General features: G+C 56.2%; 12 protein-coding genes. 7 read left to right on the top strand and 5 right to left on the bottom strand.

The genetic code is table 11. The features are described from left to right. Window positions 1–29: 29 nt before the first annotated feature. The gene (locus DSL70_RS17840; protein WP_119309321.1) at window positions 30–1,070 is read right to left on the bottom strand and encodes an FAD:protein FMN transferase; all 1,041 of its coding nucleotides are present in this window, start codon (window positions 1,068–1,070) and stop codon (window positions 30–32) included. A gap of 333 nt (window positions 1,071–1,403) precedes the next feature. Between DSL70_RS17840 and DSL70_RS17835 the strand changes: the two genes are divergently transcribed. From DSL70_RS17835 to nqrF, 6 genes are read left to right on the top strand one after another with little or no spacing between them, the layout of a single operon-like run. Further along, window positions 1,404–2,753, top strand: a complete 1,350-nt coding sequence (locus DSL70_RS17835) for a Na(+)-translocating NADH-quinone reductase subunit A (RefSeq protein WP_119309320.1) — start codon at window positions 1,404–1,406, stop codon at window positions 2,751–2,753. 3 nt (window positions 2,754–2,756) lie between these two features. Next, the gene (locus tag DSL70_RS17830) at window positions 2,757–3,965 is read left to right on the top strand and encodes an NADH:ubiquinone reductase (Na(+)-transporting) subunit B (RefSeq protein WP_119309319.1); all 1,209 of its coding nucleotides are present in this window, start codon (window positions 2,757–2,759) and stop codon (window positions 3,963–3,965) included. Then, window positions 3,958–4,773 carry a Na(+)-translocating NADH-quinone reductase subunit C gene (locus tag DSL70_RS17825; RefSeq protein WP_119309318.1) on the top strand — a complete coding sequence of 272 codons (816 nt, stop codon included), beginning with the start codon at window positions 3,958–3,960 and terminating at the stop codon, window positions 4,771–4,773. The genes DSL70_RS17830 and DSL70_RS17825 overlap by 8 nt, the downstream gene beginning before the upstream one ends. Further along, entirely contained in the window at window positions 4,773–5,429 is a 657-nt protein-coding gene (locus DSL70_RS17820) for an NADH:ubiquinone reductase (Na(+)-transporting) subunit D (protein ID WP_119309317.1), read from the top strand. The genes DSL70_RS17825 and DSL70_RS17820 overlap by 1 nt, the downstream gene beginning before the upstream one ends. 2 nt (window positions 5,430–5,431) lie before the next feature. Then, entirely contained in the window at window positions 5,432–6,040 is a 609-nt protein-coding gene (gene nqrE / locus DSL70_RS17815) for an NADH:ubiquinone reductase (Na(+)-transporting) subunit E (protein ID WP_119309316.1), read from the top strand. 13 nt (window positions 6,041–6,053) lie between these two features. Continuing rightward, window positions 6,054–7,274 carry an NADH:ubiquinone reductase (Na(+)-transporting) subunit F gene (gene nqrF, locus DSL70_RS17810; RefSeq protein WP_119309315.1) on the top strand — a complete coding sequence of 407 codons (1,221 nt, stop codon included), beginning with the start codon at window positions 6,054–6,056 and terminating at the stop codon, window positions 7,272–7,274. 88 nt (window positions 7,275–7,362) lie between these two features. Here nqrF and DSL70_RS17805 read toward each other — a convergent pair whose 3' ends face one another. Together DSL70_RS17805 and DSL70_RS17800 are read right to left on the bottom strand one after the other, a co-directional pair. Then, window positions 7,363–8,022: a hypothetical protein gene (locus DSL70_RS17805; protein WP_119309314.1), complete on the bottom strand. Its 660-nt coding sequence runs from the start codon at window positions 8,020–8,022 to the stop codon at window positions 7,363–7,365. Between the two features lie 110 nt (window positions 8,023–8,132). Continuing rightward, window positions 8,133–8,561: a GFA family protein gene (locus DSL70_RS17800; protein WP_119309313.1), complete on the bottom strand. Its 429-nt coding sequence runs from the start codon at window positions 8,559–8,561 to the stop codon at window positions 8,133–8,135. Window positions 8,562–8,962: 401 nt separating this feature from the next. Between DSL70_RS17800 and DSL70_RS17795 the strand changes: the two genes are divergently transcribed. Further along, entirely contained in the window at window positions 8,963–9,661 is a 699-nt protein-coding gene (locus tag DSL70_RS17795; RefSeq protein ID WP_119309312.1) for a GntR family transcriptional regulator, read from the top strand. Here DSL70_RS17795 and DSL70_RS17790 read toward each other — a convergent pair. Both DSL70_RS17790 and DSL70_RS17785 read right to left on the bottom strand, forming a co-directional pair. After that, window positions 9,658–9,906, bottom strand: a complete 249-nt coding sequence (locus DSL70_RS17790) for a hypothetical protein (protein WP_119309311.1) — start codon at window positions 9,904–9,906, stop codon at window positions 9,658–9,660. The two genes, DSL70_RS17795 and DSL70_RS17790, sit on opposite strands and share 4 nt — an antisense overlap. A gap of 783 nt (window positions 9,907–10,689) precedes the next feature. Continuing rightward, window positions 10,690–12,105, bottom strand: coding sequence for an L-serine ammonia-lyase (locus DSL70_RS17785; protein WP_119309310.1), 1,416 nt, complete (start codon window positions 12,103–12,105; stop codon window positions 10,690–10,692). Window positions 12,106–12,134: the final 29 nt, after the last annotated feature.

Genomic DNA, 12,134 nt, shown 5'->3' with positions numbered 1-12,134 from the left:
GGGCACCGTCTGTGCCTGACAGCCATTGATCATTTTTCAGCCGCCATCAGAGCATCAAAGGCTTTGCTGCTAGATGTGACAAATCCGCTTTCCTCGCGGCGAATGAAATAGGCCGGAATGTCCAGCTTGTCAGCCAGAGCCCGTCCCTCTTTTTCGCCCAGCACGAGAAGTGCGGTTGCCCAGCCATCGGCGCGCATGCCATTTGGCGCCAGCACCGTGACCGAAGCGAGATTGTGCGTGACCGGTTTGCCGGTCGTCGGGTCGATGATGTGAGACATGCGCTGTCCCTCATCAGTGAAGTAGAAGTTGCGGTAATCTCCAGATGTTGCAATACCCATATCGCGTACCGGGAGGACCAGCTGAACCGAGCGTCCGGCCTCGTCGGGTTTTTCAACGCCGATCTGCCAGGGTTCACCCAATTCGTTCAGGCCATGCACCATCAGGTCGCCGCCTATCTCTACGAGATAATTCGTAATGTCGTGCTTCGCAAGGGTACGGCTGATCAAATCTGCACTATATCCCTTTGCAATGGCGCCCAGAGTGATGGTGACGCCCGGTTTGTTCTTGCGGACCATCGGTGGATTGTCCTTGACCTCAAGCAATTCGGTCTGGCCCACATTGGCCATCGCCTCGGCGATCTGCTCTTTGGTCGGCGGGTTCTTGTTGTCGGCCGGGCCAAATCCCCACAGGTCGACAAGCGGTGAAACGGTGATATCGAATCGGCCGCCACTCAGCTTGTGGATGATCTGGGCTTCGGCCAGAACTTCGTGAAACCTGTCAGAAGTACTTAACCAACTGGTTGAGGAGCTGTTGTTAAAGATGGAGATTTCCGACTCTTTTTTCCAGTTCGACAGCGCTTCATTGGCTTCATCGAGCGTCTTCTTGATGTCATTATAGAGAGTCTCGTCATCCACCTTGCCGCGCACATTGAGCGCCTTGATGGTGTAACTGGTGCCCATGGTGTTGCCACGGAGCTGATATTCGTCACTTTTCTTCGAAGGGAGAAGGTCACATCCGGCAAGAGCCAACAGACCGATAGCAAGCAGGGCGAGCCTGAAGAGCGAACGCAATGGAAAACCTCAATGCTGTTTCGACCGAGTGCAGCCTGAGAGGGGCTGAGCATAAATTTACCGCCCAAAAAGAAGGCATGTTGCGTTAGTTGGTCTCTTCTTTGACCGAAGTCAAGGTCTTTTTGATCAGTTTGAAGGAAGAGAGGGTGGGCTAACGGGGGAAATTTATTTCATTTTATCCATTCAAATTGCTACCAATGGCAAAAGCCATCCATCTGGGTGCAAATTGACTTGAATTGTTTGATTTCCATCGTTAGCAAGAGGGGGGTTGTTAGGACAACACCGTACATTGGCGCGAGGGGCGCCGTAAAACTCATTCAGTCAAGGTATGCTATGAAGCTAAAAAAAGGATTGGATCTGCCGATAACAGGCGCTCCTGTCCAGACCATTCATGAGGGGCCAAAGATAACCAAGGTGGCTGTGAATGGTCGGGACTTCATCGGCCTGAAGCCCAAGATGCTGGTTGCGGAAGGGGACAAGGTCAAGAAGGGTCAGCCTCTCTTCTTGCACAAAGCTTCCGAAGAAGTGCTCTATGTGGCTCCAGGTGGCGGGACCGTTTCGGCGATCAATCGCGGGGCACGTCGTGTGCTCGAGACCATCGTGATCGCACTGGATGAGGTGGAAGAAGAAATCACCTTTGAGTCGACGCCTGCAGAACAGCTCAGCGCCCTCCCGCGCGAGAATGTCCAGAAGCGGCTCTATGAAAGTGGTCAGTGGACCTATCTCAAGACAAGGCCTTATTCTTATGTGCCTTTGCAGGGTACCGTCCCTCATTCCATCTTTGTCACCGCGATGGACACCAACCCGCTCGCTGCCGACCCCGCCGTCATCATCGGCGAGAACGCTGCAGCCTTCAGCGCCGGTGTCGATGTGCTTTCGACCCTGACAGACGGCCACGTATTCGTCTGCCATTCGCCGGATGCAAAGATGCCCGGTGTCACGACCGAGAAGGCGGTTTTCGAAACCTTCTCCGGTCCGCATCCTGCCGGTCTGGCAGGGACACACATCCATTTTCTCGATCCCGTGACCACAGGAAAGACCGTCTGGTCCATCAACTATGCGGATGTGATTGCCATTGGCAACCTCTTCCTGACGGGCAAGATCGATACGGACCGCACGATTGCCATCTGCGGCCCGCTGGCAACCAAGCCGCGTCTGGTCAAGACCCGCGTCGGGGCCTCCACGGATGAACTGACCGCCGGTGAAATCGAAATCGGCATCAACTGCCGTGTCGTTTCCGGGTCTGTTCTTTCCGGCAAGACGGCTGAAGGCACATTCGCCTATCTGACCCGTTCTGCCACGCAGCTGACCCTGATGGAAGAAGACACCAAACAGCGCGTTCTTGGTTGGGGCTATCCTTCCATGAACTACTGGTCCTTCACCAATGTTCATCTGTCTGCCCTGTTTGGCGCCGGCAAGAAATTTGCTTTCGGCACCAACCTGCGCGGTGGCCGTCGTGCCATGGTGCCGTTCGGCAGCTATGAAGGCGTGGTTCCTCTGGATGTGTTGCCGACCCAGTTGCTCAAGGCATTGCTGACGCTGGACACCGATCTGGCACAGAAACTGGGCGCTCTGGAACTGGATGAAGAAGATCTGGCACTCTGCACCTTCATCTGTCACTCGAAATATGAGTATGGCGAAGCGCTGCGAGCCAATCTCGCCAAAATCGAAAAAGAGGGCTAAGCCTTGGGTCTGCGCAATTTCTTCGACAGCATTGAGCCGCATTTCCATAAAGGCGGTAAGCTGCATCGGTATTTCGCCCTTTACGAAATGGTGGAATCCTTCATCTACACGCCAAAGATGGTGACCCGTGCCGCGCCTCACGCGCGTGACGACATCGATCTGAAGCGTGTCATGTCCTATGTGGTGATCGCCACATTCCCCTGTGTTCTGATGGCTCTTTACAATACCGGCTATCAGACCAACTCAGCCATTGCCAGCATGGGCTTGTCCGAGGTCGCCGGATGGCGCGCCTGGGTGATCAACCTGCTCGGCATCGGCTTTGATCCGAACAGCATCTTCGCCAATCTGGTGCATGGTCTGCTCTACTTCCTGCCGATCTACATCTTCACGCTGGCCGCAGGCGGCATCGTGGAAGTGATCTTCGCCATCGTGCGCGGGCATGAGATCAACGAAGGCTTCTTCGTGACCTCCATGCTCTATGCCCTGATCGTTCCTGCCTCCACCCCGCTCTGGATGGTGTCTATCGGCATCATCTTCGGCGTGCTGATGGGCAAGGAAGTGTTCGGCGGCACCGGCAAGAACTTCCTCAACCCCGCTCTGGTCGGTCGTGCCTTCCTCTATTTCGCCTATCCGGCAGCCATGTCCGGTGATGCGATCTGGACCCCGGTTGACGGCTTCACAGGCGCTACCGCGCTGGGTGCTGCTGCCCTGCACGGGACACAGGCACTGAACGACATGGGCCTGACCTGGTGGGATGCCTTCTTTGGCATCATGCAGGGTTCCATGGGTGAAACATCCGCTCTGGCGGCTCTCATCGGCGGCGTCGTTCTGGTCTATACCCGCATCGCCAACTGGCGTCTGATCGCTGGCTGTGTTGCTGGTACTGTCGTATTCTCGGCAATGTTCAACCTGATCGGCTCTGACACCAACCCGATGTTTGCCATGCCTTTCTGGTGGCACATGGTGCTCGGTGGCTGGGCATTCGGTCTGGTCTTCATGGTCACGGAACCAGTTTCCGCTGCCCAGACCAACCCGGGTCGCTTCTGGTACGGTTTCCTGATCGGTTTCATGGTCATCATGATCCGCGTCGTCAACCCGGCTTTCCCGGAAGGCATGATGCTCGCGATCCTGTTCGGCAACATCTTTGCGCCGCTCATCGACTACTTCGTGGTGCGCGCCAACATCAAGCGGAGGGCTGCTCGCAATGCCTGAGGCAACAGATAAGAAACTTGGTCCATGGGGACGTTTTCTGGCGACGCCAGCAGACAATCCTGTGAAGACGGTTATCGTCGCTGTCGCTCTTTGTCTGTTCTGTTCCATGATCGTGTCGGCCGCAGCCGTGGCCCTGAGACCCGTTCAGGCAGAAAACAAGGTGCTCGACAAGCGTCGTAACATTCTCGAGGTCGCCGGCCTTTATCAGCCGGGTGTCAACATCAACAAGACCTTCAACGAGAAGATCGAGGCTCGCCTCGTGGACATCGAGACCGGCAAATTCTCTGATGCTGCCGATCCCGCAACCTACGACCAGCGCAGCGCCGCCAAGGATCCTGCCCAGTCGATCAAACCGGCAGAAGATATCGCTGGTATTGGCCGTCAGGCCAAACTGGCATCGGTCTATCTGATCCGTGATGACGCTGGTGCAATCGACAAGATCATCCTGCCGGTTCATGGCTATGGTCTGTGGTCCACGATGTACGGCTTTGTGGCCCTCAAGGCTGACGGTAACGAAGTTGCCGGCTTCCAGTTCTACGAACAGGGCGAAACCCCGGGTCTCGGTGCCGAGGTTGACAACCCCCGCTGGAAGGCTCTCTGGCCGGGCAAGAAGATCTATGGCGATGATGGCAGCGTGAAAATCTCTGTTGCCAAAGGAGCTCCGACAGCAGCCACCGCCGACTATCATATCGACAGTCTGGCCGGTGCGACGCTGACCAGCCGTGGTGTCGACAACCTGATCCATTTCTGGATGGGTGACCAGGGCTTCAAGCGCTTCCTTGATAATCTCAAAGAAGGGACGGTCTAATGGCTGAGCACAAGAATAGTATGTTGATCGACCCGTTGGTCGATAATAACCCGATCACACTGCAGGTTCTGGGCATCTGTTCCGCTCTTGCCGTGACCTCGTCCCTGAAAGTGGCATTCGTGATGGCCTTGTCGGTTACGCTGGTGACGGCGTTTTCCAACCTGTTCATCTCGATGATCCGCAATCATATTCCGAACAACATCCGCATCATTGCGCAGATGGTCATCATCGCGTCACTGGTGATCCTGGTTGACCAGATCCTCAAGGCCTATGCCTTCGAGATTTCAAAGACTTTGTCGGTTTTCGTCGGTCTGATTATCACCAACTGCATCGTGATGGGCCGCGCAGAAGCCTACGCCATGAAGAACCCGCCGGTGGCGAGTTTCCTGGACGGTATCGGGAACGGTCTCGGCTATTCCTTCATTCTGCTGCTCGTTGGTATCGTGCGCGAACTGTTCGGTTCGGGCTCGCTGTTCGGCATCACCATCCTGAAAACCGTGAACAACGGTGGCTGGTATGTGCCAAATGGTCTGTTGCTGCTGCCGCCGAGCGCCTTCTTCATCATCGGCATGATCATCTGGATCTTCCGTACCTGGAAGCCGGAGCAGGTGGAAGCACGTGACTTCTCCATCATTAAACAAGAGGGAGGCCACTAAGAATGGAAGGTCTCATTTCACTCGCAGTCAAGGCGATCTTTCTTGAGAACCTTGCCCTGTCCTTCTTCCTTGGCATGTGTACCTTCCTTGCCGTTTCCAAGAAGGTTGAAACTGCAATCGGTCTGGGTATCTCCGTTACGGTCGTTCAGGCCATCACGGTCCCTGCCAACAATCTGATCCTGCATTTCCTGCTGGCCGAGGGCGCCTTGTCCTGGCTTGGCATCGAAAATGTGGATCTGACCTTCATCGGTCTGATCTCCTACATCGGCGTCATCGCCGCTATGGTGCAGATCCTTGAAATGATCCTCGACCGCTTCTTCCCAGCGCTCTACAACGCTCTGGGTATCTTCCTGCCGCTGATCACGGTGAACTGCGCCATTATGGGTGGCTCGTTGTTCATGGTGGAACGAGATTATACCTTCACGGAAAGTTCCGTCTACGGCGTGGCTTCCGGTCTTGGCTGGGCGCTGGCAATCACTGCCATGGCAGGTGTTCGCGAGAAGCTTAAATATTCTGATGTGCCGGCTGGCCTGCAAGGGCTTGGCGTCACGTTCATCACCGCAGGGTTGATGGCCATGGGCTTCATGGCTTTCTCCGGCGTGAAGCTGTAAGGGAGACTATAAGATGGAAGAGTTTGCCCTTGGCATCACGTTCTTTATCCTGATCGTTCTGGCTCTGGTGGCGATCATTCTGTTCGCCCGCAGTCGTCTGGTCTCAACGGGTAATGTGAACATCACCATCAACGGTGAAAAGACCATTTCCGTTCCCGCCGGTGGCAAGTTGCTGGGCGCACTGGCGAGCCAGAAGATTTTCGTGGCGTCTGCCTGTGGCGGTGGTGGCACCTGTGCTCAGTGCCGGTGTAAGGTCTTCGAAGGCGGCGGGTCCATCCTGCCGACCGAAGAGGCGCACATCACCAAGCGCGAAGCCAAGGAAGGCGCTCGCCTTTCCTGTCAGGTCGCTGTCAAACAGGACATGAAGATCGAAGTGCCTGAAGAGGTCTTCGGTGTCAAGAAATGGGAATGCACGGTGCGGTCCAACGACAACGTTGCGACCTTCATCAAAAATCTGGTGCTCGAACTGCCGGCTGGTGAACATGTTCACTTCCGCGCCGGTGGTTACATCCAGATTGCTGCTCCGGCTCATCAGGTTGCCTACAAGGACTTCGATGTTGCTGAGGAATATCGTGAAGACTGGGACAAGTTCAATCTGTGGCAGTATGTTTCCAAGGTTGATGAGCCCATCGAACGCGCCTATTCCATGGCCAACTATCCTGAAGAAGAAGGCATCATCATGCTCAACGTACGTATCGCTTCGCCTCCTCCGGGGCAGCCGAACGTACCTCCGGGGCAGATGTCCTCCTATATCTTCAACCTGAAGCCAGGTGACAAGGTCACAATTTCCGGTCCGTTCGGCGAGTTCTTCGCCCGCGATACCAAGAAGGAAATGATCTTCGTCGGTGGTGGCGCCGGTATGGCTCCGATGCGTTCGCACATCTTCGATCAGCTCAAGCGGATCAAGACCGATCGCAAGATCACCTTCTGGTATGGTGCCCGTTCCAAGCGCGAAATGTTCTTTGTTGAAGATTTCGACCAGCTGGCAGCCGAAAATCCGAACTTCACTTGGCATGTTGCCTTGTCGGATGCGCTGCCGGATGACAACTGGACCGGCTACACCGGCTTCATTCACAACGTTCTCTACGAACAGTATCTGCGTGATCATGAAGCACCGGAAGACTGCGAATACTACATGTGCGGTCCTCCGATCATGAACCAGTCCGTGATCAACATGCTGCTCGATCTGGGCGTTGATCGCGAAGACATCATGCTCGACGACTTTGGCGGCTAACGCCGGTCCAAGAGAAGAGACAAGGAAGGCCGGAGCAGAGATGCTTCGGCCTTTTCTTTTGGGCTCCCGGGGAGGGGCTGGCCGCCGATCAAGGCTTGCCAAGGCCTGCGTTGCATAAAACATCGACTTCATAGACTTCGCCGTCCCGTTGCCATGCTGTGCTCTTGAAGTCCCAGTTGTGGTTCTCTGCCTTCTTGCGCTTGGCGGCCACGGCATCAAGGCTGATCTTGGCGTAGGCCTTGACGTGACGCGGCTGGCTAAGAACCTGCATCGTGGTCATGCCCTGCTTCTTGAGATGTTGCAGGTTCAGCTCGCACCGTTGTCTCGGGTCGGAGCCGTTCCACTTGACTTTGCTCAGAGGCACATTCTTGGCGATGAAGTCACGGGAGACAGTGCGCTTGGTCCCTGCGCCCACTTCGCGGTTTTCAAGGCGCGTGGACCATGTATCCGCAGGGCTGCCTTCCCAGTACCGGGCGCCGTGGGACATCATCACCTCCATCGCGACAATCCGTTCGCCGTTGGTGGCCTTGGCGTAAAGGTGCAGGATGAAGTCATGGTGGGTGCTCTTGATCGCCGTGTAGCCGGAGGCATTGGCTGAGACCTGAACCTGGGCCAGATCAATCCCGGTTGGCTTGATCTCGACTTTTTCGATCCAGTCGGCGGCATTGGCCGCGACCGGCAGCAGGGCTGCGCCGCTGAGGACAGAAGTGGCGACGAGGGCGGTGAAAATGAATTTCTTGCTGGACATTGTATTTCCTTTTCGGTTGCTCGCTATACCCAGTGGACGCGATGCAACCGAAAAAGGTTCATGTCGAATTCATTTTTAATTCAAAAATCGTCTTCTTTGTTGAAAATGGCTTATTCATCATACCGTTTATAGCGCAAGATACCTGCCAGCCGCGCCTTTCCAGCATTGTCTCTTGGATGGTTGACACCGTCATGAACCAGGATTTCGTCAAAGTCGAACGGGCTGACGCCCTCTATGCAGGCGACGTTGATGCCATATTCGTCCGGATTGGAGCGACGCTTGTGATGGGTGTAGATGCCGCATTTTGAGCAGAAATAATGCTCCGCTGTCATGGTGCCGAATTGATAGAGGGTGAGGAACTCTTTCCCTTCCAGAAACTCGATGCCATCGAGTGGTGTCGAAACCGCAGCAGCTCCACGCATCCTGCATATGGAGCAGGTACAGCGACGGGGTGGCTTGTCATCCTTGGAAATGGTGACCCTGTATTTGATGCTGCCGCAATGGCAGGCGGCGTTGTAAGTATGTCCCGGCTTGATCAATCCCGGTCTCCTTCTGTCAGTGAGTTGCGATCAAAGTCTGCCGCCAATGGGAAGCAAAAGCAAGCCACGGCGAAAGGGAAGGGGCGGGCTCATGGAGATGACGCCGACACCTGCCGCGCTTGATGCCAATCCTTCTTTGGAGAGCCAACCAAGGTGAACCTGACAGCTCTCTTATGATTGGTATGAGAATAAGGAGAGTAAATCATACCACATTCAGAGATTTGGCATAGTCATTCTCTAATGCATCGCTGCAATTGATGATTGTCAAAAATTGAATTGACGTAACTCATAGTAGAAGAGATGCAAGTCTGTAGAATGACGCCCAATTGACCGCTTCATATACTTTGCTCCCGGGTGCTAAAAGCCACCCGGGACTGGCTCTCACAGGAAGCATCATTCTGGTGAAAAAGAACGGCTATCATGAGATCAAGGAGCATGTCGCAGCCATGATCCGCAGCAAGCAGTGGCCTCCGGGTTATCTGTTGCCCTCGGAGATCGATCTTGCAGCGCAATTTGACTGCGCCAGAGCGACGGTCAACCGCGCCTTGACCGAGTTGGCGGATGAACAGATCATTGATCGCAAACGCAAGGCCGGAAGCCGGGTACGCGATGGCAGCGAACGGATCGTCAATCTGAGATTCCAGTTTCCCTGTCGCGAGGTGACGTCTACGGGCAAGACTCACAAATATGTATCGTTGAAGCGGGAAGCCTGCCCCTTGCCGGAAATGCTACAGGACGAAGGCGCCACTGGTGAAGCGCCCGAGGCTCTCAAGCTGGAAGGGGTACATTATGCCAACGACCAGCCATTCCAGTTTGAACAGACCTGGATCCGCCGTGATGCTTCTTCGGGGAGAGAAGGAGAGATGCCAGACCATTCGGCGCCCTGCCTGAGGCTGTTGCAGAAAAGCCCCTATTTTCATGGCAGCATAACCATTTCCGTCGCTCGGGCGACGCAGGAGGAGGCCCGATATCTCGGGATCAGAACCGGCGATCCGCTGTTGATCAAGGATCTGGTCCTGACGGAAGGGCAGGGTGGTACGCCGGTCGCCCGTATGCGAATGAGCTATCGGGCCAGCTATACGTTTGCCGGAACCTTTTAGCGGCAGGCCGCCTTGTCTTCGGCAATAACCTGCTCAATGGCACCCATCAGTACGGGATAGTCATAGCCAACGGCACCACTGTTCACGCGGTCGCGGCCAATGCTGTAGGCGAGGATTTGCGTATCAAGTTTTGCAAAGGTTGCTTCGACGCCCATTGTGCAGGTGCTAGATGAAATTGCTTCCGCATCCAGTGCGATGGAACGGGCTGCTTCCAGAAGCTCGAGGTCTTGTGGTGCGATTGCCATAGTATTCTCCTACTTTTGTATAAGAGTACTTACTGAATTTTACGGAGGGACGCATCTAAAAATCGGAGCGATCATCGTTTTTGCACTGCAAAATGATCAACTTCGCAAGAACAGGAAACCAGGCGGCTTAAGGGCGTATCTATCTGGACAGATTGATAGGCCGCCGAAGATTTGCGGAGGCGATAAGCCTATCGATAGGACGGAGAGCGAGGCGGGTTTTGCTCTGCGCTAACACTCCGGCAGGTTGACGGCCAGCCCGCCGCCAGATAGGCCGCCGAAGCTTTGCGGAGTCGATAAGCCTATCGACAGAATGGAGAGCGAGGCAGGCTTTGCGCTGCGCTAACACTCCGGCAGATTGACGGCTAGTCCGCCGCCAGATAGGCCGCCGAAGCCCTGCAGAGGCGATAAGCCTATCGACAGAATGGAGAGCGAGGCAGGCTTTGCGCTGCGCTAACACTCCGGCAGATTGACGGCTAGTCCGCCGCCAGATAGGCCGCCGAAGCCTTGCTGAGGCGATAAGCCTATCGACAGGACAGAGAGCGAGGCTTGCTTTGCGCTGCGCTAACACTCCGGCAGGTTGACGGCCAGCCCGCCGCCAGATAGGCCGCCGAAGCCCTGCTGAGGCGATAAGCCTATCGACAGAATGGAGAGCGAGGCAGGCTTTGCGCTGCGCTAACACTCCGGCAGATTGACTGCCAGCCCGCCGCCAGATAGGCCGCCGAAGCTTTGCGGAGGCGAAAAGCCTATAGACAGAATAGAGAGCGAGGCGGGTTTTGCTCTGCGCTAACACTCCGGCAGATTGACTGCCAGCCCGCCGAGCGACGTCTCCTTGTATTTCTCGTCCATGTCGCGGCCGGTTTCCCTCAGGGTTTCTATGCAGTTGTCGAGCGGCATGAAATGGGAACCATCGCCATATAGGGCAAGGGAGGCCGCAGACACTGCCTTGATGGCGCCAAGGCCATTGCGCTCGATGCAGGGTACTTGCACGAGGCCCTTGACCGGATCGCAGGTCATGCCGAGGTGATGTTCAAGGGCGATCTCGGCGGCATTCTCGATCTGTTCGTTGCTGCCTCCGAGCGCGGCGCAAAGGCCCGCAGCTGCCATAGCCGCTGCAGACCCGACCTCGGCCTGACATCCAGCCTCAGCCCCCGATATGGAAGCATTGTGCTTGATGAGGCCGCCAATGGCGGCGGCCGTCAACAGGAAGGCTGTGGTGCCGTCGTCGTTGGAACCCGGGCAATGGTCGCGGTAATAGCGCAGCACGGAGGGGACGACGCCCGCCGCTCCGTTGGTCGGAGCCGTGACGACCCGACCGCCAGCGGCATTCTCCTCATTGACCGCCATCGCGTAACAGCTCAGCCAATCATTGACCTGATGCGGCATCGGCATGTTGTTGCCATGTGCGCCAAGGAGTTGCTGGTGAATATGTCGAGCTCGCCGTTTGACCTGGAGCCCGCCGGGCAGAGTTCCATCCCGCGCGAGCCCGCGGTTCATCGCCGACAGCATCGCTTTCCAGATGCGTTCAATGCCTGCATCAAGGGCTTCGCGGCTGAGGCTGACTTCTTCATTGGCCCGCTTCATCGCGGCAATGGAAAGGCCCGAGCGCTGGCCCATCGCCAACATTTCCGATGCCGAGCCGAAGGGATAGGGATAGCCCGCCTCGGCCTGAGCCTGATGCAGGGCGTCCGGCTTGTGGCTGATCTTTTCTTCCATCTCGCTGGCGGTGACGATGAAGCCGCCGCCTATGGAATAGTAGGTCACTGTGGCGAGTTGGCGATTGCCCTCGCCATAGGCGAACAGCCGCATGCCGTTGGCGTGGCCGGGCAGGGGCGGGCCATAATCGAAGACCAGATCATCCTCCGGATGGAAGCGCAGGCGTGGGAAGCCCTCCGGCTCAATGAATTTTTCCTCGCGCACCCGTGCTTCCTCAGCCTCGGCGGCGTCCGGGTCCAGAGTTTCCGGCCGGTAGCCGATGAGGCCGAGAATGACGGCGCGGTCCGTCGCATGGCCCTTGCCGGTAAATGCCAGCGAGCCATGCAGCGAGCATCCAACGCGCCTTACCTGATCGGCGGATACGCCCATGAACCGCCCGGCCCTGAGATCGTCCATGAACTGCACCGCCGCATTCATCGGCCCCATGGTGTGTGACGATGATGGGCCAATGCCGATCTTGAAGATGTCGAAGATGGAAAGGAACATGGCGATGACCTTGGCAGAGTCCGAAAGTG

Source organism: Cohaesibacter haloalkalitolerans (genome assembly GCF_003574655.1).
GTDB classification, from domain to species: domain Bacteria; phylum Pseudomonadota; class Alphaproteobacteria; order Rhizobiales; family Cohaesibacteraceae; genus Cohaesibacter; species Cohaesibacter haloalkalitolerans.
The sequence above is the reverse complement of the archived record's forward strand: the minus strand, read 5'-3'. Positions and strand labels throughout refer to the sequence as shown.

What these genes read in the sequence shown, in the direction of transcription:
- DSL70_RS17835 (WP_119309320.1), top strand. Translation starts at nt 1,404, where the DNA reads ATGAAGCTAAAAAAAGGATTGGATCTGCCGATAACAGGCGCTCCTGTC.
- DSL70_RS17825 (WP_119309318.1), top strand. Translation starts at nt 3,958, where the DNA reads ATGCCTGAGGCAACAGATAAGAAACTTGGTCCATGGGGACGTTTTCTG.
- DSL70_RS17820 (WP_119309317.1), top strand. Translation starts at nt 4,773, where the DNA reads ATGGCTGAGCACAAGAATAGTATGTTGATCGACCCGTTGGTCGATAAT.
- nqrE (WP_119309316.1), top strand. Translation starts at nt 5,432, where the DNA reads ATGGAAGGTCTCATTTCACTCGCAGTCAAGGCGATCTTTCTTGAGAAC.
- nqrF (WP_119309315.1), top strand. Translation starts at nt 6,054, where the DNA reads ATGGAAGAGTTTGCCCTTGGCATCACGTTCTTTATCCTGATCGTTCTG.
- DSL70_RS17805 (WP_119309314.1), bottom strand. Translation starts at nt 8,022, where the DNA reads ATGTCCAGCAAGAAATTCATTTTCACCGCCCTCGTCGCCACTTCTGTC.
- DSL70_RS17790 (WP_119309311.1), bottom strand. Translation starts at nt 9,906, where the DNA reads ATGGCAATCGCACCACAAGACCTCGAGCTTCTGGAAGCAGCCCGTTCC.
- DSL70_RS17785 (WP_119309310.1), bottom strand. Translation starts at nt 12,105, where the DNA reads ATGTTCCTTTCCATCTTCGACATCTTCAAGATCGGCATTGGCCCATCA.